The 19,073-nt window shown below is 58.9% G+C and carries 21 protein-coding genes and 1 pseudogene; 10 read left to right on the top strand and 12 right to left on the bottom strand.

All coding sequences use genetic code 11. The features are described from left to right. The first annotated feature begins 26 nt into the window (after window positions 1–26). The 5 genes from CAP31_RS15255 to CAP31_RS00495 all read left to right on the top strand — a co-directional run bounded on the left by CAP31_RS15255 (window position 27) and on the right by CAP31_RS00495 (window position 4,562). Window positions 27–161, top strand: a complete 135-nt coding sequence (locus tag CAP31_RS15255; RefSeq protein ID WP_124949766.1) for a lipoprotein — start codon at window positions 27–29, stop codon at window positions 159–161. Continuing rightward, a complete protein-coding gene (gene lysA, locus CAP31_RS00510; RefSeq protein WP_087445737.1) occupies window positions 158–1,390 on the top strand; it encodes a diaminopimelate decarboxylase in 1,233 nt (410 codons plus the stop codon). Before CAP31_RS15255 ends, lysA begins: the two co-directional genes overlap by 4 nt. Window positions 1,391–1,592: 202 nt before the next feature. Continuing rightward, window positions 1,593–2,525 (top strand): protein-methionine-sulfoxide reductase catalytic subunit MsrP, encoded by a 933-nt coding sequence (gene msrP / locus CAP31_RS00505; RefSeq protein ID WP_087445736.1) that lies wholly within the window; start codon window positions 1,593–1,595, stop codon window positions 2,523–2,525. Next, window positions 2,525–3,127 (top strand): sulfite oxidase heme-binding subunit YedZ, encoded by a 603-nt coding sequence (locus tag CAP31_RS00500; protein ID WP_087445735.1) that lies wholly within the window; start codon window positions 2,525–2,527, stop codon window positions 3,125–3,127. The genes msrP and CAP31_RS00500 overlap by 1 nt, the downstream gene beginning before the upstream one ends. Further along, window positions 3,120–4,562 carry a deoxyribodipyrimidine photo-lyase gene (locus CAP31_RS00495; RefSeq protein ID WP_087445734.1) on the top strand — a complete coding sequence of 481 codons (1,443 nt, stop codon included), beginning with the start codon at window positions 3,120–3,122 and terminating at the stop codon, window positions 4,560–4,562. The genes CAP31_RS00500 and CAP31_RS00495 overlap by 8 nt, the downstream gene beginning before the upstream one ends. On the opposite strand, the gene CAP31_RS00490 is transcribed toward CAP31_RS00495, so the two are convergent. The 12 genes from CAP31_RS00490 to ilvD form a co-directional block, all read right to left on the bottom strand. Further along, complete coding sequence (locus tag CAP31_RS00490; protein ID WP_223247309.1) at window positions 4,559–5,734, bottom strand: hypothetical protein; 1,176 nt, start codon at window positions 5,732–5,734, stop codon at window positions 4,559–4,561. The two genes, CAP31_RS00495 and CAP31_RS00490, sit on opposite strands and share 4 nt — an antisense overlap. 98 nt (window positions 5,735–5,832) lie before the next feature. Further along, window positions 5,833–6,450, bottom strand: a complete 618-nt coding sequence (locus CAP31_RS00485) for a hemolysin III family protein (protein ID WP_087445733.1) — start codon at window positions 6,448–6,450, stop codon at window positions 5,833–5,835. Between the two features lie 19 nt (window positions 6,451–6,469). Further along, window positions 6,470–7,123: an OmpA family protein gene (locus tag CAP31_RS00480; RefSeq protein WP_087445732.1), complete on the bottom strand. Its 654-nt coding sequence runs from the start codon at window positions 7,121–7,123 to the stop codon at window positions 6,470–6,472. Between the two features lie 45 nt (window positions 7,124–7,168). Further along, complete coding sequence (locus CAP31_RS00475) at window positions 7,169–7,315, bottom strand: DUF3096 domain-containing protein (RefSeq protein WP_087445731.1); 147 nt, start codon at window positions 7,313–7,315, stop codon at window positions 7,169–7,171. Between the two features lie 121 nt (window positions 7,316–7,436). Beyond that, window positions 7,437–8,150, bottom strand: coding sequence for an ABC transporter ATP-binding protein (locus CAP31_RS00470; RefSeq protein WP_087445730.1), 714 nt, complete (start codon window positions 8,148–8,150; stop codon window positions 7,437–7,439). Continuing rightward, on the bottom strand, window positions 8,147–8,920 hold the full coding sequence (locus tag CAP31_RS00465; protein WP_087445729.1) for an ABC transporter ATP-binding protein: 774 nt from the start codon (window positions 8,918–8,920) through the stop codon (window positions 8,147–8,149). The genes CAP31_RS00470 and CAP31_RS00465 overlap by 4 nt, the downstream gene beginning before the upstream one ends. After that, window positions 8,913–9,962: an ABC transporter ATP-binding protein gene (locus CAP31_RS00460; RefSeq protein WP_087445728.1), complete on the bottom strand. Its 1,050-nt coding sequence runs from the start codon at window positions 9,960–9,962 to the stop codon at window positions 8,913–8,915. The genes CAP31_RS00465 and CAP31_RS00460 overlap by 8 nt, the downstream gene beginning before the upstream one ends. After that, on the bottom strand, window positions 9,962–10,891 hold the full coding sequence (locus tag CAP31_RS00455) for a branched-chain amino acid ABC transporter permease (protein WP_087445727.1): 930 nt from the start codon (window positions 10,889–10,891) through the stop codon (window positions 9,962–9,964). Before CAP31_RS00455 ends, CAP31_RS00460 begins: the two co-directional genes overlap by 1 nt. A gap of 8 nt (window positions 10,892–10,899) precedes the next feature. After that, window positions 10,900–12,066: a branched-chain amino acid ABC transporter substrate-binding protein gene (locus CAP31_RS00450; protein ID WP_189836624.1), complete on the bottom strand. Its 1,167-nt coding sequence runs from the start codon at window positions 12,064–12,066 to the stop codon at window positions 10,900–10,902. Between the two features lie 133 nt (window positions 12,067–12,199). Further along, a complete protein-coding gene (locus tag CAP31_RS00445; protein ID WP_087445725.1) occupies window positions 12,200–12,520 on the bottom strand; it encodes a c-type cytochrome in 321 nt (106 codons plus the stop codon). Window positions 12,521–12,615: 95 nt separating this feature from the next. Further along, window positions 12,616–13,248 carry an AAA family ATPase gene (locus tag CAP31_RS00440; protein ID WP_369802418.1) on the bottom strand — a complete coding sequence of 211 codons (633 nt, stop codon included), beginning with the start codon at window positions 13,246–13,248 and terminating at the stop codon, window positions 12,616–12,618. Window positions 13,249–13,257: 9 nt separating this feature from the next. Beyond that, window positions 13,258–15,114 (bottom strand): dihydroxy-acid dehydratase, encoded by a 1,857-nt coding sequence (gene ilvD, locus CAP31_RS00435; RefSeq protein WP_087445723.1) that lies wholly within the window; start codon window positions 15,112–15,114, stop codon window positions 13,258–13,260. A gap of 57 nt (window positions 15,115–15,171) precedes the next feature. On the opposite strand from ilvD, the pseudogene lgt reads away from it, so the two are divergent. The 5 genes and pseudogenes from lgt (at window position 15,172) to CAP31_RS00410 (ending at window position 19,007) form a co-directional block, all read left to right on the top strand. Beyond that, a pseudogene (gene lgt, locus CAP31_RS00430) lies at window positions 15,172–15,965 on the top strand (prolipoprotein diacylglyceryl transferase). A 21-nt stretch (window positions 15,966–15,986) separates the two neighbouring features. Continuing rightward, a complete protein-coding gene (locus tag CAP31_RS00425; RefSeq protein WP_087445722.1) occupies window positions 15,987–16,928 on the top strand; it encodes a hydrogen peroxide-inducible genes activator in 942 nt (313 codons plus the stop codon). Window positions 16,929–17,081: 153 nt separating this feature from the next. Next, window positions 17,082–17,558, top strand: a complete 477-nt coding sequence (locus CAP31_RS00420) for a rubrerythrin family protein (protein ID WP_087445721.1) — start codon at window positions 17,082–17,084, stop codon at window positions 17,556–17,558. A 25-nt stretch (window positions 17,559–17,583) separates the two neighbouring features. Then, window positions 17,584–17,748 carry a rubredoxin gene (locus CAP31_RS00415; protein ID WP_087445720.1) on the top strand — a complete coding sequence of 55 codons (165 nt, stop codon included), beginning with the start codon at window positions 17,584–17,586 and terminating at the stop codon, window positions 17,746–17,748. A 107-nt stretch (window positions 17,749–17,855) separates the two neighbouring features. Beyond that, window positions 17,856–19,007: an FAD-dependent oxidoreductase gene (locus tag CAP31_RS00410; protein WP_087445719.1), complete on the top strand. Its 1,152-nt coding sequence runs from the start codon at window positions 17,856–17,858 to the stop codon at window positions 19,005–19,007. Window positions 19,008–19,073 lie beyond the last annotated feature (66 nt).

Genomic DNA, 19,073 nt, shown 5'->3' with positions numbered 1-19,073 from the left:
CATGTTCGTTAATTAAAGACATTGATATGCAACGCCGTGCTTTTACTTACATTATTCAGGCCATTTTGTGCGCCGCGCTGTTGTCGCTGACAGGCTGCGGCACCAAAGGCGCACTGTATCTTCCTCAAAAACCGACTCAAACGCAAGCGACTCAACCATGAATGTGACTGATTTATCTCCCTTTAATGCCGCAGATTTGAACCATATTGCGGAAACTTATGGCACGCCCTGTTACGTCTACGATCATGCCACGCTGGTGACGGCATTCAATGCCTTCGATCAGGCCTTGCAGGCGCGCAAGCATCTGGTGTGTTATGCGGTGAAGGCCAACCCTTCGCTGGCGATACTGAACACCTTTGCCCGTCTCGGCGCGGGTTTCGATATCGTTTCCGGCGGCGAACTGCAGCGTGTGCTGGCAGCGGGCGGTGATGCGGGCAAGGTGGTGTTTTCCGGTGTGGGCAAGACCAGCGACGAAATGCGGCTGGCGCTGGCGCATGGCATTTTGTGCTTTAACGTGGAATCGGAGAGCGAGCTGTACCGGCTCAACGAAGTCGCGGGCGAGATGGGCCGGATCGCGCCGGTCAGTCTGCGCGTCAATCCGGATGTCGATGCGAAGACCCATCCGTATATCTCCACCGGGCTGAAAGGCAACAAATTCGGCGTGGCGCACGAAGACGCATTGCGGCTGTACCGGCTGGCCGCGGCGTTGCCGCACCTGAACGTCACCGGCATTGACTGTCATATCGGCTCGCAGCTGACCGAGACACGTCCGTTCGCCGATGCGCTGGACCGCGTGCTAACGCTGGTGGACCAGCTTGCGCTGGAAGGTATCGAGTTGCACCATCTGGATTTGGGCGGCGGTCTGGGGATCTGCTATCAGGATGAAACCCCGCCGCTGGTGCAGGATTATCTCGGTGCGCTGCTGCAGAAACTCGAAGGCCACAAGCAGACCATACTGGTGGAGCCGGGCCGGGCGCTGGTGGGCAATGCCGGCGTGCTGCTGACGCGGGTGGAATACCTGAAACAGGGCACCGAGAAGAATTTCGCCATCGTCGATGCGGCGATGAACGACCTGATGCGCCCGGCTTTATATGATGCTTATCATGCCATCGTGCCGGTGAATCCGCGTGATGACGCAACCGCGGTGTATGAAATTGTCGGCCCGGTGTGCGAAAGCGGCGATTTTCTCGGCCACGAACGGGCTTTGGCGCTGGCCGAGGGCGATCTGCTGGCGATCAAATCCGCCGGCGCCTACGGCATGTCGATGAGCTCGAACTACAACACCCGTCCGCGTGCCGCCGAAGTGATGGTGCATGAAGGCAAGGTAACGCTGGTGCGGGAACGCGAAGCGATACCGGCACTGTTTGCGCTGGAGCGCGTGCTGGGCTGATGCACCAGGATGAACCTTGGGCAAGATGCCTTGTCCACTAAAGACACGAACAATGCAAAATGCGAAATCGGGCAGCGCTCCAGCTGTCTGAGCCCTGGTCGTCATTCAGACCATGCCTGAATAGAATTGGCCGTTGTTTTCGTGCTTTTCGTGTGGTTCGTGGACAACCCATAACATCAGTCAATAATCAGGAGCATGCGTCATGCTTATCCGTTCCTCCCATGATACGCCTTCGTCTGAAATCACTCCGGAAGCCGTGTACCGGCGCCGCCGTCAATTCATGCAGGCGGGCGCGGCCATCGCGGCCGGGGCGTTGCTGCCGGGAGTGAGTGAGGCCAGCATGCGGCTGGCGGCGGTGGTGAACAATCGCTACAGCACGACGGAGAAGCTGACGCCGTACAAGGACGTCACTACCTACAACAATTATTACGAATTCGGCACCGACAAATCCGACCCTGCCGAAAATTCTCAAAATCTGAAAACCCGGCCATGGACGGTCAGCATCGATGGCGAGGTCAAATACTCCAAGGTATGGGATATCGATGCGCTGATGAAGGCCTTCCCGCTGGAAGAGCGCATCTATCGGCTGCGCTGTGTGGAAGGCTGGTCGATGGTGATTCCGTGGGTAGGTTTTCCGCTCGCCAGCCTGATTCGTCAGGTGGAGCCGACCGGCAATGCCAAATATGTCGAGTTCACCACATTGCACGATCCCGCGCAGATGACCGGACAGCGCCGCGCGGTGCTGGACTGGCCGTATATCGAAGGTCTGCGCCTGGACGAAGCGATGCATCCGCTGACCCTGCTTGCCGTTGGCCTGTATGGGCAGACGCTGCCGAACCAGAACGGTGCGCCGATACGTCTGGTGGTGCCGTGGAAATACGGCTTCAAGAGCGCCAAAGCCATCGTACGCATCCGTTTTACCGACCGGCAGCCGCAGACTGCCTGGGGACGCGCCGCACCGAGCGAATACGGCTTCTACTCGAACGTGAATCCCGCAGTCAATCATCCGCGCTGGAGTCAGGCCAAGGAGCGCCGCATCGGCGAATTTTTCAAGCGCGATACCCTGCCCTTTAACGGTTATGGCGATCAGGTAGCGCAGCTCTATCGCGGCATGGATTTGCGGAAATACTATTAATGCCCGCTTCAGCCAAGCAGATACGCTGGTTCAGGATCGGGATATTCCTGCTGGGATGCTATCCGCTGCTGCGCCTGATTTTTCTGGGTTTTAGCGATGGTCTGGGCACCAATCCGGTCGAATTCATCACCCATTCCACCGGCACCTGGACGCTGGTCGGTTTGATGCTGACGCTGACGGTGACGCCACTGCGGCAGCTGACCGGCTGGTACAGCCTGATCCGGGTGCGGCGCATGCTCGGCCTGTTTTCATTCTTCTACGCCTGCCTGCATTTCATCACTTACATCTGGCTGGATCAGTTCTTCGATGTCGCTGCGATGCTCAAGGACGTGTACAAGCGTCCCTTCATTACCGTGGGTTTTACCGCTTTCGTGCTGCTGATCCCGCTGGCGCTGACTTCGAGCAACGGCATGATCCGGCGGCTGGGCGCCAAACGCTGGCAGATGCTGCATCGGCTGGTGTATGTGATCGCCATTCTGGGGGTGTTGCATTATGCCTGGCTGGTGAAGAAGGATCTGACCGAGCCGCTGATCTATGCAGGAGTGCTGACCGTGCTGCTGGGCTGGCGCGTCGTGCACCGGTTGCGTAAAGCCCATGCATGACACCGCCCTGCTCTGGCTGCGCCGTGACTTGCGCCTGCACGATCATGCCGCGCTGTACCACGCCGCCCGCGCTGCCAGGCAAGTCGTGGCGGTGTTCATCTTTGACAGCGATATCCTGCAAGGCTTGCCGCGCCAGGACCGACGGGTGGAATTCATCCGGGAGTGCGTCAGCGCGTTAAAACAGGAGCTGGAAGCGCGCGGCAGCAGCTTGGTCGTGCGTCATGGCCGGGCAGCCGAGCTGATCCCGCAATTGGCTGCCGAATACGCTGCCGAAGCGGTATTCTGCAATCGGGATTACGAGCCGCAAGCCTCACAGCGCGATGCGCTGGTCGCCGAACAATTGACCGCAGTCGGACGGCACTTGTACAGCTATAAGGATCAGGTCGTGTTTGAATGCGACGAGCTATTGACGCAGGCCGGCAAGCCGTTCGGCGTCTTCACTCCCTATAAAAACGCCTGGCTGAAGAAACTGACGCCGTTGTACCTGCAACCTTATCCGGCCGAGGCGAATTACCTCAGTCTGCCCGCGCAAGCCATGCCGACGCTGGCAGAGCTGGGATTCGAGCATACCAATCTGCAGCAGCTGGCGATCCTGCCAGGCAGTGAAGGGGCGGCACACACCTGGCAGGATTTCATGGAGCGTATCGATCGCTACCACGAGATCCGCGATTTCCCCGCGCTTAAGGGGCCGTCGTACCTGTCGGTGCATTTGCGCTTCGGCACCATCTCCATCCGCCAGCTGGTGAATTATGCCTACCACCATGGCGGTGCGGGGGCGCAGACCTGGCTGTCGGAGCTGATCTGGCGCGAATTCTATCAGCAGACATTATGGCAACACCCGGCGCTGGCACATGGCCATGCCTGCAAAGCCGATTTCGACGACATCGTTTGGCCGAATCCGCCCGGGCATTTCGAGGCATGGTGTCAGGCGCGCACCGGTTATCCTGTTATCGATGCCGCGATGCGCCAGCTCAATCAGACCGGTTACATGCACAATCGCCTGCGCATGGTCGCTGCGTCGTTTCTGGTGAAGGATCTGCATGTCGACTGGCGCCGGGGCGAGGCATATTTCGCCGAGCATCTGATTGATTTCGATCTGGCGGCCAACAACGGCGGCTGGCAGTGGTGTGCTTCTACCGGCTGCGATGCGCAGCCCTGGTTCCGGATTTTCAATCCCGTCACCCAGTCGCAGAAATTCGACAGCGCCGGAAAATTCATCAAGCGCTACCTGCCTGAGCTTGCTGCCGTGCCTGGCAGATATATTCATGCCCCGTGGCTGCTGACCCCGGCGCAACAGCAGGAGTATGGGGTGCAGATAGGACGCGATTACCCCGTGCCGATTGTCGACCATGCTGCGGCGCGCGTGCTGACGCTGGCATTCTTCAAGACTTATGCCGGGTCAGCCGGGCACGGGCCTCTGCCGATGCCGGATTAGATTCCGGGCAGTTGCAAATCAGCGGTGTGCGGACACACCCAGCGCGGATATTCGCGCGAGGTGTCGATGCAGCCGCCATCGACATAGATTCCTTGCGGCTCGCGCAACCGCAGCATCTCAGCGAGGATGCGTTCGACTTCATCGGGGTCGTTCATCGATTCGCGTACGCGTGCTTCCACTATCGATTCGTCGATCTGCAGTTCGCCGGACGGATCGCGGTAGGTAGCGTGACGCCAGTGGAACAGTTCCAGGCATTTCGCTGTCAGCGTGTAGGGCTGGTCCGGCTTCCAGAAATTGGAGAACAGGCCGTTGCCGAGGTAGAACACCCATGAACCTTCGTAACCCATGACGTCGGAGGAATGGGCGTCGGGGTTGCGGAACCACAGGCGATCACCGGGGACGTAGTATTTGGGCGGCAGTGGTGCGGCCATGGAGCCGTATTCGCGCAGGAACGTTTCATGGAACCTGCCGGACATGATGGCTTGCTGTTCCCATTGTCGCTGCAATTGATGGAACAGCGTTGGGTTGCTGGTCGTCAGTTCCTGCGCGATGCCGAGCAGGATGACGTATTCGGTCGCTCGATAACAGGAGAACGAATACAGCCTGCCGGAAGCGCCGGGTTGCGTGGCCTTTTGCAGCGCAGTGATGAGCGGCTTCCCCGGCAATACGGTGAAACCGTTTTCTTCGCTGTAGGTCCAGTATTCGGTGGGGCGTTCCGCTACTACCGTGTCGAACGCCATCGCGGTGCTGCGCCCGGCGGTGACGATGTTCTGGCGGATGCGGACTGCCGATTGCAGTTCCTCATGGCTAGGGAATTCGAAAGCGACCGGACCCAGCAGCATGGCCAGCAGGATTTCCCGCGCGAGATCGTTGGCGTTATTGTTGGTGTCGAGTTGAAGTTGAGTACAAAGCTGCGTAGTGTCGCAATCGGCTGCCCACTCGTTTGCGATCCAGGCGTCGAGCTGAAAACGGATGCTGTGGCAGCCGGCCTTTACTTCGTGGGTCGTATGGACGAAACGATGGAGCTTGAGTTCTTCCAGTTGCAGCAGAAAACGTTCTTTCGCGGTTTCGACGTCTTCACGTGTCGGGCCGTGGATGAGTATGCCGCCGCAGTCGGGTGGAAATGAGTGAAGGGGGGCTGTTGCACGCAAGAGTGTCTCCGTAAGCGGCATGAATTCTCCAAAATATCATGCAGTTGCTTACATTGAACTTACATTTGGCTGGTCCATTTCTACCGGAGCAATTACTGGCTAGTGATTTGGAGAACTCCTCACACTACGTAAAACAATATGGCGAAATAGTGTGTCGCGCTGCCAGCAACCACGAACAGATGCCAGATGCCGTGCCAGTGCTTGAATTTGTAATCATAGGCATAAAAGACGATGCCGCCGGTGTACAGAACGCCGCCAGCCGCCAGCCAGATGAAACCGGCCTTGCCCAGGGCATGCAGCAGCGGCGTAATGGCGATCAACACCACCCAGCCCATCAGCACGTAGATCACTACAGACAGCACTCTTGCTTCGTTTTTGGGATGGAGTTCCTGCCACATGCCTATTATTGCCAGCGTCCACACGATGCCAAGCAGCGACCAGCCCCATACGCCGTGCAGCGTTACCAGACAAAACGGCGTGTAGCTGCCCGCGATCAGCAGGTAGATGGCCTGGTAGTCGAGTTTGCGCAGGATGTCCTTGGCCCGTCCGCGCAGGCTGTGATAAAGCGTGGAAACGGTGTACAGCAGCACCAGTGCGATGCTGTAAATCGAGACGCCTATTATTGTGCGTGCATTGCCGTGCAAGGCCGCCAGCACTATCAACAGCACGCCGCCTGCCAGCGCCAGTACGGCGCCGATCAGGTGGCTGATGGCGTTGAAACGCTCGCCATGATACATGCTGATGTTTTACAACGGATTATCGTTGCGGTTCGGCTACGAAAATCTCCACTCGCCGGTTTTTGGCGCGGCCTGCGCTGGTATCGTTGGATGCGATCGGCTCATGCGAACCGCGTCCGTCTATGGTGAAGCGCGCCGGGGCGATGCCGCGGGTGGTCAGGTAATCGCGGGTACGTGCCGCACGTTCGCGAGACAGCGGGTCATTGATGGCGTCATTGCCGGTATTGTCGGTATGGCCGACGATGGTGACCATGGTGGCCGGGTTCTCGGCCAGGCTGGTGGCGAATTTATCCAGGATCGGGCGGAAATTGGGGCGGATATCGGCGCGATTGGTGTCGAACGAGATATCGCTGGGGATCTCCAGTTTCAGGCGGTTATCCGCGGTCTGACTGACCTGCACGCCGGTTCCCTGGGTAGCCTGTTCCATCTCCTGTTTCTGTTTTTCCATCTTCTTCGACCAGATGTTTCCTGCGACTGCACCCGCCATGCCGCCCAGCACCGCGCCGGTTGCAGCACGACCGCCGCCACCACCCGCCGTCGTCGCGCCGATGATGGCGCCGAGTCCGGCACCGATGCCCGCACCGGTGGCGGTGCCGCGATCGGTTTCCGACATGTTGGCGCAGCCGCTGAGTGCGAGCGTGGCGGCGAGCGTGCTTATCATTAATTTACGCATAGTGGATCTCCTTGAGTAGGGTGGCCGTTGAGGGCTGGTTATAGGTTATACATGGCCAGCGCCAAACAGGCCGACCAAGCCGATAATGATTAGATAAATTGCGACGATGAAGTTCAGCAGCCGCGGCATCAGCAGAATAAGGATGCCGGCGATGAGTGCTGCGAGGGGGCCTATGCTGAGGTATAGATTCATGGTGCTTTCCTGTTCTGAAAAAGAGAAATCAATTACAGATTGGACGCGGAATCCGGATTTGCGTTCAGCGTGTTTCGCTACGGTAAAAACCCATACTACACTTTTTTAGCGAGAGTGCGGCTTATTCTCCGAAATAGGCTTTCTTGATGTCAGTATTGGCGGCGAGCTGGGTGGCGCTGTCATGCCGGCTGATCTTGCCGGTTTCGAGTATGTAGCCGCGGTCGCTGTGCGCCAGCGCCAGACGGGCATTCTGTTCGACGAGCAGCAATGCGACGCCCTGCCGGTGCGCATCCTGCAACGTGGCGAAGATCGCATTGACCATCAACGGCGCCAGGCCCATGCTGGGTTCGTCGAGCAGCAGCAGGCGCGGGCGCGATAGCAAGGCGCGGTTGATGGCGAGCAGTTGCTGTTCGCCGCCGGAGAGCTGCCCCGCCGGTTGTGCGCGGCGTTCGCCCAGACGCGGGTAACGCTGGTAGATGGTGTCGATTTCCTGTTTGACGGCGGCGCTATCGCGGCGGATATAGGCGCCCATTTCCAGATTCTCGGCGACGCTGAGGCGGGAGAATATGCCGCGCCCTTCCGGCACCAGCGCGATACCAAGCGGTACGATCTGATGCGAGGGCTTGTGGGTGATGGCTTGCCCGGCGAAATGTACGCTGCCGCCCGCACTGGGAAGCATGCCGGCAATGGCCTTGAGCAAGGTGGTCTTGCCGGCGCCGTTGGCACCGATCAGGCACACACGCTCGCCTTCCGCTACATTCAGGCTGATGCCCTGTACGGCATGGATCTGCCCGTAGGCGACGCGCAGATCGTGCACGTTCAGCAATGCGCTCATGCCTCGGTTCCCAGATAGGCGCTGATGACGCGCGGATTGATGCGAATCCGGGCGGGTACGTCTTCCGCGATTTTTTCGCCGAAATCCAGTACCGCGACGCGGTCGCACAGGCTCATCATCAGTTTGACGTCATGCTCGATGACCAGCAGGGTCAGGCCGAGCTCGTCGCGCAGGGTGCGTATGAGCTGTTTCAGGGTGTCGCGCTCGGTCGGGTTCATGCCTGCCGCCGGCTCGTCGAGTGCCAGCACTTGCGGGTCGGTGGCCAGTGCGCGAGCGATTTCCAGACGGCGCTGGTCGCCGTAGGACAGGTTTTTTGCCAGCGTGTTGCTGTGCCGGGTGATACCGACCAGCGCCAATAGTTCATGGGCACGCTGGCGGATGGCGGCCTCTTCCAGACGTGTGCCGCGATTGCGCAGTATCGCGCCGATGACGCCGGCATGGGTGCGCGCATAACGGCCGACCATGACGTTTTCCAGCGCGTTCATGTCGGCGAACAGACGGATATTCTGGAAAGTGCGGGCGATGCCGAGTTGCAATACCTGATGCGGTTTCATTCCCAGCATCGACCGGGTGCCGCACCATAATTTCCCGCTGCTGGGGGTGTATAGCCCGGTGAGAATGTTGAACAGCGTGGTTTTTCCGGCGCCGTTGGGGCCGATCAGACCGAGTATTTCGCCCCGGCGTACCGATAGTGACACCTCATGCAGCGCGCGGATGCCGCCGAAGTGCTTGCTGATGCCTTCGACACGGATGATGTCGGGATTAGTCATGGTATTCACGCTTGTGGCGGTTCGACGGCAGCAGACCGGCGGGACGGAACAGCATCATCAGAATCAGTGCCATGCCGAACAGCAGCATGCGCAAATCGGTGGGATCGACGATGACATGACCGAGTGTCGCGCGTTGCCAGTCGCCGACATAGCGCAAGGCTTCCGGCAACACGGTGAGCAGAATCGCACCCAGCACCACGCCGGGAATATTGCCCATGCCGCCGAGCACGATCATGCACAGGATCATCACCGATTCCATCAGGTTGAAGCTTTCCGGGCTGATGAAGCCCTGGAACCCCGCGAACAGGCCGCCGGCAACACCGCCGAAGGTCGCACCTATCGCAAACGCAAGCAGCTTGACATTGCGCACGTTGATGCCGGTGGCCTGAGCCGCCAGTTCATCTTCGCGTATTGCTGCCCAGGCACGGCCGATGCGTGAATCCTGCAGGCGCAGCGCGATGAAAATGATGCCGAGCGTGAGCAGCAGGAACAGGTAGTAGTAGAGTTGCGGGGAGGAGAAGGTGATGCCGAGGATATGGTGGGTTTTGCCGAAAGAAAAACCGGCGATGCGGATGGGGTCAATGAGATTGACGCCCTGCGGACCGTTGGTGATATTGACCGGGGCATTGAGATTATTGAGGAAGATGCGGATGATTTCGCCGAATCCGAGCGTGACGATCGCCAGATAATCTCCGCGCAGGCGCAAGGTCGGCGCGCCCAGCAATACGCCGAACAGTCCCGCCGCTGCGGCGCCTATGGGTAATAACGCCCAGAACGGCAAATGCAGGCCGAATTGCGGCGACGCCAGCAGCGCGTAGCAATAGGCACCGACCGCGTAAAATGCGATATAGCCAAGATCCAGCAATCCGGCATAGCCGACCACGATATTCAGCCCGACTGCCAGCATGATGTAGAGCAGCACCAGATCCATGACGCGCACCCAGGAGCGGCCCAACCCCGCTTCCACCAGTAACGGCAGCAGTGCGAGGCCGACTGCGAGCACGACAAAAGTGAGCCAGACCTGCTTGCTGCGTGTTTTCATCAGGCCCGCTCACCTACGCGTTCGCCGAGCAAGCCGGAAGGCCGCACGATCAGCACCAGTATCAGCACGAAAAACGCGAATACGTCCTGGTAATTGCTGCCGAGGAAGCCGCCGGTGACGTCGCCGATGTAGCCTGCGCCCAGGCTTTCGATCACGCCCAGCAGCAGGCCGCCCAGCATCGCCCCGGCAAGGTTGCCGATGCCGCCGAGCACGGCCGCGGAGAAGGCTTTAAGGCCGAGCAGAAAGCCCATGTAATAGTGCGCCAGCCCATAGTAAGCGCTTACCATAACGCCGGCTATGGCTGCCAGGCCGGAACCGATAATGAAGGTGATCGAGATCACGGTATTGGCATTCACGCCCATCAGTCCGGCCAGTTGCGGCGATTGCGCGGTGGCGCGCATGGCACGGCCGAGCCGGGTGCGTTGCACCAGCAGCGTCAATGCGATCATCAGCACGACCGAAGTCAGCAGAATCGCGATCTGCACGTCAGTGATGCGTGCGCCCCACAGGTTATGATGGCCTTGCGGCAGGATGGGCGGGAAGGAGATGTACTGACGTCCCCAGATCAGCATGGCTACGTTCTGCAGCACGATGGATACGCCGATGGCGGTAATCAGGGGCGCCAGTCGCGGCGCATGGCGCAGCGGCCGGTATGCCACGCGTTCTATGGTGTAACCCAGCGCCATGCACGCGGGTATGGCGGCGAGCAGCCCCAGCAATGCGACCACTACGCCGGGTAAATCCACTCCTCCCCCGGTCAATGCAGAAATCACTGCCAATGCGATCATCGCGCCGAACATGGTGACTTCACCGTGGGCGAAGTTGATCAGTTCGAGGATGCCATAGACCATGGTGTAGCCGAGCGCGACCAGCGCATACACGCTGCCCAGCACCAGGCCATTGATGAGCTGCTGGACGAAAATATCCATCAAACCGCCTACTTGGTATTAGTGTTCTGGATAGTTTGCAAGGTTTGCCATTTGCCCGATTTGACCTGATACAGGGTCACCGCGCCATCGGTCAGATCGCCCTTGCTGTCAAAACGGATGCGCCCGGTTACGCCCTGGTAATCGGTTTTGGGGAGTTCGGCCAGATATTTTTCCGGGTCAGACGAATTCGCGCGCTTCATGGCTTGCACCATGACGTAGACTGCATCGTAGGCGTAGGGCGCATAGTTCTGGATTTCCCCGAAACGTGCGTTGAATTTTTCCTTGAAGGCCTTGCCGCCGGGCATGCTGTCCAGCGGCAGTCCAGGATTGGAGGCGATGGCGCCTTCGGCATCGCTATTTGCCAGATTGATGAAAGCGGGGGTCTGCATGCCGTCACCGCCTAGTAACTGTGCGGTGATGCCTAATTGTTTCAGCTGTTTGGCCAGCGGTGCGGCTTGCGGGTCCATGCCGCCAAAAAACACCACCTGCGGGTCGCGGGATTTGATCGAGGTCAGGATCGCCATGAAATCGGTGGATTTGTCGGTGGTGTACTCGCGTGCAACCACTTCTCCGCCGGCAGCTTTCACCGCTTTTTCGAATTCGTCGGCGAGACCTTGTCCGTAGGCTGTGCGGTCATCGATCACCGCAATGCGCTTGGCGCCGAGCTGGTTGACGGCGTATTGGCCGAGCACCTGCCCTTGCTGGCGGTCGTTGGTCATCACGCGGTATGCGGTGTTATAGCCCTGAGCGGTGTAACTGATCGCGGTGGCCGACGGCGAGATCTGCGGGATGCCGGCATCGAAATAGATTTTGGAGGCGGGGATCGTGGCGCCGGAGTTCAGGTGTCCGATGATGCCAACGATGCCGTCGTCGACCAGCTTCTGTGCGACGGTGGTGGCGGCTCTGGGGTCGGCCTGGTCATCTTCGGCAATCAGATCGATGCGGACTTTCTTGCCATCGAGTTCAAGCCCGGCGGCATTGATTTCGTCAACTGCCAGTTGCGCGCCGTTTTCGTTGTCCTTGCCGAGGTGTGCCTGCGGTCCGGTAAGGGGTGAAGCAGAGCCGATCTTGATGATATTGTCGCTGCCTGTTGTCTGGTTTTGCTTGCTGCAACCGGAAACAAGAATAGCGCCGACGAGCGCGGTCAATAAGGTGTTGCGTAGCGTGGGGTTCAAGGGACGGCTCCGTAGAATAACGTAATGTTACAAACGCTTTTGTTATACCACAAAGCCTTACTGGCGTGAATCCGGACCATAAAAAAATTAGGCCGACATCGCTGTCGGCCTGGGGTTGATTAGCGCAACGCCATCAGTTCAGTGCCAGGATCCATTTCACGATGACACGCAGGTCTTCGTCCTTGACTTGCGGGTTAGGCGGCATCGGAATCTGGCCCCATACGCCGGCGCCGCCTTTTTTAACCTTGTCTATCAGGTGCGCTTCAGCGGTTTTGTCGCCTTTGTATTTTGCCGCCACATCCTTGTAAGCCGGGCCGACGATTTTCTTGTCGACCGAATGGCAAGTCAGGCACGCGTTCTTCTGCGCCAGGGACAAGCCGGTATTGTCGACTGCACCGGCTTGACCGGCAACCATCGCTAACGCAAAGACTGCAGCGTTTAAGAGTAATTTCATTTGTGACCCCTTCAGTTAAATTTACGATAATGAATTGTATATAAGATTTGAGCGGATGATAGCAGATAGATGCGCTAGTTTCGCACAGTACATACCTACTGTCTGACGGCAAGCCAGCTTAACAAGGGTTGCCATTGCTCGCGCTCGCGCTCCGTCAGCCGCGGAGGCAAATCAAACACGCTTTTGCCTTCAAATGCTGCGTTGATGTAAGCCTGGGTTTCCTGCAAATGTGCGAGTACCGGCAGCTTGTGTTCGAGCAAAAACGATTCCAGCGTCGAGGCGGCACGGGTGCGCGGGGCAACACGCATGCCGACCATGCCGATAAAGGCACGTTCCTTGCGGATGGCTTTTTCTGCCTGCAGTACGTCCAGAAACGAGCGGCTGGCCTCGATGTCGAACACCGACGGTGCAATCGGTACGATGACGCGCTCGACCAGTTTCAGTGCACGCTCCAGGTTCTTGCCATGCAATCCGGCTGGTGAATCGATGATCAGCCAGCCTTCTTTCCCTGCCGTGCTCTGGGTCTGATCGAATAGCCAGACAGGCGGCAGCCCGGCCGCGCGGCGTTTTACCCATGTACTTGCCGACTGCTGCTTGTCCAGATCCAGCAAGCGCACATTATGTCCGGCACCAGCCAGCGCGCCCGCGAGGGAGATCGCCAGCGTGGTTTTGCCGCTGCCGCCCTTGGGGTTGGCGACCAGAATCGCGCGCATGCCGGATTTGCTCACTCTGCGCCTTTATTTCTTGCGTTCGACTTGAGTGACGTCGCGTACCGCTCCAGTTGCGGCCGAAGTGGTCATCGCGGCGTAAGCGCGCAACGCGACGGATACCGAACGATTGCGATTGACCGGCTGCCAGGCCTTGTCGCCGCGGTTTTCCATGTCTACGCGGCGGCGGGCAAGCTCCGCATCGCTTACCGCCAGGTGAATGCTGCGCTGGGGAATGTCGATCTCGATGATGTCGCCCTCTTCCACCAGCCCGATGGCGCCGCCTTCCGCCGCTTCCGGCGAGACATGGCCGATGCTGAGTCCGGAGGTGCCGCCGGAGAAACGGCCGTCGGTGATCAGCGCGCAGGCTTTGCCCAGACCTTTGGATTTGATATATGAAGTCGGGTACAGCATTTCCTGCATGCCGGGGCCGCCTTTGGGACCTTCGTAACGGATCAGCACGATATCGCCGGCGGCGATCTTGTCGCCGAGGATGGCTTCTACTGCGCTATCCTGCGATTCGAAAATGCGCGCCGGGCCGCTGAATTTGAAAATGCTCTCGTCCACGCCAGCAGTTTTGACGATGCAGCCGTCCTTGGCGATGTTGCCATGCAATACGGCAAGGCCGCCTTCCTTGTTATAAGCGTGTGCCAGGTCGCGGATGCAGCCGGTACTGCGGTCGGTGTCCAGCCCGGGCCAGCGCTTGTCCTGGCTGAAGGCGACCTGAGTCGGCACGCCGCCGGGGCCGGCGCGGAAGAAGGTTTTCACCGCTTCGTCGGTGGTTTGCATGATGTCGTATTTGACCAGCGCCTCGCCCATGGTCTTGCTGTGCACGGTAGGCAGATCGCTGTGCAGCAGCCCGGCGCGGTCAAGCTCGCCGAGAATGGCCATGACGCCACCGGCACGATGCACGTCTTCCATGTGGAACTGCTGGGTGGCCGGAGCGACCTTGCACAAGTTGGGCACGCGCCGGCTCATGCGGTCGATGTCCTGCATGGTGAACGGTACGCCGCCTTCAAATGCCGATGCCAGCAGATGCAATACGGTATTGGTGGAGCCGCCCATCGCGATATCCAGCGCGATGGCGTTCTCGAACGCACCGAACGAGGCGATGCTGCGCGGCAGTACAGTGTAGTCGTCGTGCTCGTAATGGCGTTTGGCCAGATCGACAATCAGGCGGCCGGCTTGCAGGAACAGTTGCTTGCGGTCGGCGTGGGTCGCCAGCGTGGAACCGTTGCCCGGCAGGCTCAGGCCTAGCGCCTCGGTCAGGCAGTTCATCGAGTTGGCGGTAAACATGCCGGAACACGAGCCGCAGGTGGGGCATGCGGAACGCTCGATCTGTTCGACTTCGGCGTCGGTTTCCCTGGTGTCGGCGGCGGATACCATGGCGTCGACCAGATCCAGTTTCATCACTTTGCCGTGAATGGTAGTTTTGCCGGACTCCATCGGTCCGCCGGAGACGAATACCGCCGGGATGTTCAGGCGCATTGCTGCCATCAGCATGCCCGGGGTGATCTTGTCGCAGTTGGAAATGCACACCAGCGCATCGGCGCAGTGGGCATTGACCATGTATTCGACACTGTCGGCGATCAGCTCGCGCGACGGCAGCGAGTACAGCATGCCGCCATGACCCATCGCGATGCCGTCATCGACGGCGATGGTATTGAATTCCTTGGCGACGCCGCCCGCCGCTTCGATCTCGCGCGCCACCAGCTGCCCCATGTCCTTCAGATGCACATGGCCCGGTACAAACTGGGTAAACGAGTTGGCGATGGCGATGATCGGTTTCTCGAAATCGCCGTCTTTCATGCCGGTCGCGCGCCATAATGCGCGGGCTCCAGCCATGTTGCGACCCTGGGTAGTGGTGCGGGAACGATAAGTGGGCATGTGTAACCTTTAATCTAATGCGATAATATTGCTAATTTTATCCCATTCCGGACAGCCATGCTTATTCATCCACAATTTGATCCTGTTGCTATCGCCATCGGCCCGCTCTCCATCCGCTGGTACGGACTGATGTATCTGCTCGCATTTATGATGTTGCTGGTGCTGGGGCGGCTGCGTATCAAGCAGCATCCCGACTCCGGCTGGAATATCAAACAGCTGGATGACGTGTTGTTTTACGGTGTGCTTGGGGTGGTACTGGGCGGGCGTTTGGGCTATGTGCTGTTTTATAAATTCAGCTACTATCTGGCGCATCCGATAGAGATCTTTTACGTGTGGCAAGGCGGCATGTCATTCCATGGCGGCTTTCTGGGGTGGCTTTCGCGATGTGGTTATTTGCACGGCGAGAACGCAAATCCTGGCTGGCCATTACCGATTTCATCGCGCCGCTGGTGCCGCTGGGTCTGGGTGCCGGGCGTATCGGTAATTTCATTAACGGCGAATTATGGGGGCGGCCAACGGATTTGCCGTGGGGCATGGTGTTCCCGAACGTGGACATGGTGCCGCGCCATCCGTCGCAGTTATATGAATTCGGTCTGGAAGGCCTGACTTTGTTTGCGCTGTTGTGGCTGTTTTCGGCGCGTCCGCGTCCGCTGGGCGCGGTGTCCGGGCTGTTCCTGGTCGGCTATGGCACATTCCGTTTTCTGGTGGAATTCTCGCGCGAACCGGACGATTTCCTCGGGCTGCTGGCGATGGGCCTGAGCATGGGGCAGTGGCTGTCGTTGCCGATGATCGTTGCCGGCGCGGCGATGATGGTCTGGGCATACCGCCGCGTGGCGAATAAAGCCAATTAACCATTCAGGACGCATGCGATCATGACGCTGACCGAACTTCGCTATATTGTTGCCGTGGCGCGTGAGCATCATTTCGGACGCGCGGCGGAGGCATGCTTCGTATCGCAGCCGACGCTCAGTGTGGCGATCAAGAAACTGGAAGACGAATTGGGTGTCGCGCTGTTCGAGCGCGCCAACAACGAGGTCAGCGTCACGCCGATCGGCGCGCGCATCGTCGAACACGCCGCGCACATCCTGGAGCAGACCAACACCCTCAAGCAAATCGCGCAGCAGGGCAAGAATCCGCTCATCGGCACGCTGCGTCTCGGTGCGATCTATACCATCGCGCCGTATCTGCTGCCGCATCTCATCCCCGCATTGCATCATCTGGCGCCGCAAATGCCGTTGCAGGTGGAAGAAAACTTCACCCGCAAGCTGGCTGAAAGACTCCGCCAGGGCGAACTGGACGTGATTGTCATTTCGCTGCCGTTCGACGAACCGGGGGTGGAAACGCTCACACTGTATCACGAGCCGTTCCAGGTGGCATTGCCTGCCGATCATCCGTGGCGGAAAAAAACCAGCATCGATGTGAATGAGCTGGCGCAGGAAAACATGCTGCTGCTGGGTTCCGGGCACTGTTTCCGCGATCAGGTATTGCAGGCCTGCCCGGCGCTTAACCGCTCATCCGCATCGCCGGGTACCATCCAGAAGACGCTGGAATCGAGCAGTCTGGAAACCATACGTTATATGGTCGCTTCCGGGGTGGGGATTACCGTGATGCCGTGCACTGCCATTACCCAGACGCCCATCGAGCAGGGCCTGCTCGCATTTCGCCCCTTTATCGGACCTGCACCGGATCGCCCGGTGGCATTGGCCTGGCGCAAGAGCTATCCGCGCATGGAAGCGATAGAGGCGCTGCGGCAGGCGGTACTGCAATCCGCGTTGCCCTGCGTGCACTGGGCGCCTTCCCTCCCCCTGATCTGAGCCGCAGGTCGTTGGCGGCCGGTGTATCTTTAAAACCAGATCAATAGAAAAAAACTATCAAATAAATTGAAACAATCAATTTGAACAATCATGATGGGTTGCGTAAGATATGAACTGTGAGCACAAGCTCCACTAACCTACAGGAGAAATATCATGGCCAACACCGAATCAGTTACTGTCAAGAATATCGAAGCCGCTTTTGCCGGCGAGTCGATGGCACATATCAAATACATGTACTTTGCAAAAATGTGCCGTGCGGCAGGCGACGAAGCGACCGCTCGTGTCTTTGAAGAAACCGCTGCGCAGGAAGTGATGCATGCGTTCGGGCATCTGGATCTGCTCTACCCGAAAGACACCATGAGCCCGGCACGTTGCCTGGACATGGCGATCGCCGGCGAAACCTACGAGTACACTGAAATGTATCCCGCTTTCCGTCATGCAGCCGTTGAGGAAGGCAACCATGCCGCCGTAGCCGAAATGGACGAACAGATCGCCGAGTCCAAAGAGCATGCGGCGCGCTTCCGTGCGATGCTGGAAAAGGCTGCCAAGCGTTTTGCCGCATTGGCGAAAGTGGAAGAAAAGCACGCTAACCATTACCGCGATACCTTGGCTAAAGTCCAGGCTGCGTAATCAAACCATTATCCAGGAGAACGAAATGAAAGCATGGCAATGTATCGTATGCGGTTTTATCTATGACGAAGCGGCGGGTTTGCCGGAAGAAGGTATTGCGCCGGGTACGCGCTGGGAAGACATCCCTGCCGACTGGGCTTGTCCGGATTGCGGCGTGGCAAAGGCCGATTTCGAAATGATAGAAGTCTGAATGCAGTTTGGACAGGGGGCACGGATCCGGCATTGACGTGCAGGGTGAAATACTGAAAAATCATGCCGCTCCTGTCCACCATCGTATTTTGAAAGTTTAGAGGTTATATGCATCCCATTATCATCATCGGCAGCGGCATGGCGGCTTACACACTGGCGCGCGAGTTCCGCAAACTCGATAAGGAAACCGCATTGACCATCGTTACCGCCGACGATGGGGATGCGTATAGCAAGCCCATGCTGTCCACCGCATTGGCGCAAAACAAAGCGCCGGATCAGCTGGTCAACGCCAGGGTGGAAAGCATGCGCGAGCAACTCGATGCGCAGATTCTGACTCACCGGCAAGTGCTGGCGATCGATGCAACTGCAAAACAGGTGCAGCTGCAAGACCAAACGCTGGTTTACAGCCAGCTGGTGCTGGCGCTGGGCGCTGACCCGGTGCGCCCGCAACTGGCGGGTGACGCGACCGATGCGGTGCTGTCGGTCAACGACTTGAGCGATTATGCACGCTTCCGTGCCGCGATCGTGAATGCCAAACGTGTCGCCATACTCGGCGGCGGTTTGATCGGCTGCGAGTTCGCGAATGATCTGGCGACTGCCGGTTATCAGGTGGATATCGTGCATCCGCAGGCATATCCGCTGGAACGCCTGTTGCCCGAGGCGGCTGCAACCGCATTGCGTGACGGTCTGGCGAAGCTGGGCGTAACCTGGCATTTGCAGCGCATGGCGGTCGCGGTGGATCATCACGGCGATAATTTGATAGTCAGCCTGAACGATGGCTCGAGCATAGAGACTGATGCCGTACTGTCGGCGATCGGTTTGCGACCGCGCACCCAGCTTGCGCAGAACGCGGGTATCCACGCCGGACGCGGCATTCGCGTCAATCGGCAGCTGCAAACCAATGTGCCGGGTATTTATGCGATCGGCGATTGTGCCGAAGTGGAAGGCCATGTGCTGCCGTACGTGCTGCCACTGATGGCGCAGGCGCGGGCGTTGGCAGTGACGTTATCGGGTACGCCGACCAGTGTCGCCTACCCCGCGATGCCGGTGGTGGTGAAGACGCCTGCTTGCCCAATCGCGGTGGCGGCGCCAAGTGTGCCGGACAGCGCTACCTGGGCGGTGGATTGTCAGGAAGACGGCATCTGTGCGCTCTATCAGGATGCGAACGGTCAATTACTGGGCTTTGCGCTGACCGGCAAGGCGACGCAGCAGCGCCAGACCCTGGCCAAACAATTGCCGCCGATATTGGCTATGCAGTGAGCAGCTGAGCCGATAAATGCAAATGGCCGTACAGCGTTAGCTGTACGGCCATTTTTGCGCGCTGTT

This window comes from Sulfuriferula sp. AH1, assembly GCF_002162035.1.
Taxonomy (GTDB): Bacteria; Pseudomonadota; Gammaproteobacteria; order Burkholderiales; family Sulfuriferulaceae; genus Sulfuriferula.
The sequence above is the reverse complement of the archived record's forward strand: the minus strand, read 5'-3'. Positions and strand labels throughout refer to the sequence as shown.

What these genes read in the sequence shown, in the direction of transcription:
- CAP31_RS00455 (WP_087445727.1), bottom strand. Translation starts at nt 10,891, where the DNA reads ATGGATATTTTCGTCCAGCAGCTCATCAATGGCCTGGTGCTGGGCAGC.
- CAP31_RS15255 (WP_124949766.1), top strand. Translation starts at nt 27, where the DNA reads ATGCAACGCCGTGCTTTTACTTACATTATTCAGGCCATTTTGTGCGCC.
- CAP31_RS00460 (WP_087445728.1), bottom strand. Translation starts at nt 9,962, where the DNA reads ATGAAAACACGCAGCAAGCAGGTCTGGCTCACTTTTGTCGTGCTCGCA.
- CAP31_RS00415 (WP_087445720.1), top strand. Translation starts at nt 17,584, where the DNA reads ATGAAAGCATGGCAATGTATCGTATGCGGTTTTATCTATGACGAAGCG.
- CAP31_RS00465 (WP_087445729.1), bottom strand. Translation starts at nt 8,920, where the DNA reads ATGACTAATCCCGACATCATCCGTGTCGAAGGCATCAGCAAGCACTTC.
- CAP31_RS00420 (WP_087445721.1), top strand. Translation starts at nt 17,082, where the DNA reads ATGGCCAACACCGAATCAGTTACTGTCAAGAATATCGAAGCCGCTTTT.
- CAP31_RS00495 (WP_087445734.1), top strand. Translation starts at nt 3,120, where the DNA reads ATGCATGACACCGCCCTGCTCTGGCTGCGCCGTGACTTGCGCCTGCAC.
- CAP31_RS00500 (WP_087445735.1), top strand. Translation starts at nt 2,525, where the DNA reads ATGCCCGCTTCAGCCAAGCAGATACGCTGGTTCAGGATCGGGATATTC.
- CAP31_RS00470 (WP_087445730.1), bottom strand. Translation starts at nt 8,150, where the DNA reads ATGAGCGCATTGCTGAACGTGCACGATCTGCGCGTCGCCTACGGGCAG.
- CAP31_RS00480 (WP_087445732.1), bottom strand. Translation starts at nt 7,123, where the DNA reads ATGCGTAAATTAATGATAAGCACGCTCGCCGCCACGCTCGCACTCAGC.
- CAP31_RS00485 (WP_087445733.1), bottom strand. Translation starts at nt 6,450, where the DNA reads ATGTATCATGGCGAGCGTTTCAACGCCATCAGCCACCTGATCGGCGCC.
- lysA (WP_087445737.1), top strand. Translation starts at nt 158, where the DNA reads ATGAATGTGACTGATTTATCTCCCTTTAATGCCGCAGATTTGAACCAT.
- msrP (WP_087445736.1), top strand. Translation starts at nt 1,593, where the DNA reads ATGCTTATCCGTTCCTCCCATGATACGCCTTCGTCTGAAATCACTCCG.
- CAP31_RS00445 (WP_087445725.1), bottom strand. Translation starts at nt 12,520, where the DNA reads ATGAAATTACTCTTAAACGCTGCAGTCTTTGCGTTAGCGATGGTTGCC.
- CAP31_RS00410 (WP_087445719.1), top strand. Translation starts at nt 17,856, where the DNA reads ATGCATCCCATTATCATCATCGGCAGCGGCATGGCGGCTTACACACTG.
- CAP31_RS00475 (WP_087445731.1), bottom strand. Translation starts at nt 7,315, where the DNA reads ATGAATCTATACCTCAGCATAGGCCCCCTCGCAGCACTCATCGCCGGC.
- ilvD (WP_087445723.1), bottom strand. Translation starts at nt 15,114, where the DNA reads ATGCCCACTTATCGTTCCCGCACCACTACCCAGGGTCGCAACATGGCT.
- CAP31_RS00490 (WP_223247309.1), bottom strand. Translation starts at nt 5,734, where the DNA reads ATGCCGCTTACGGAGACACTCTTGCGTGCAACAGCCCCCCTTCACTCA.
- CAP31_RS00425 (WP_087445722.1), top strand. Translation starts at nt 15,987, where the DNA reads ATGACGCTGACCGAACTTCGCTATATTGTTGCCGTGGCGCGTGAGCAT.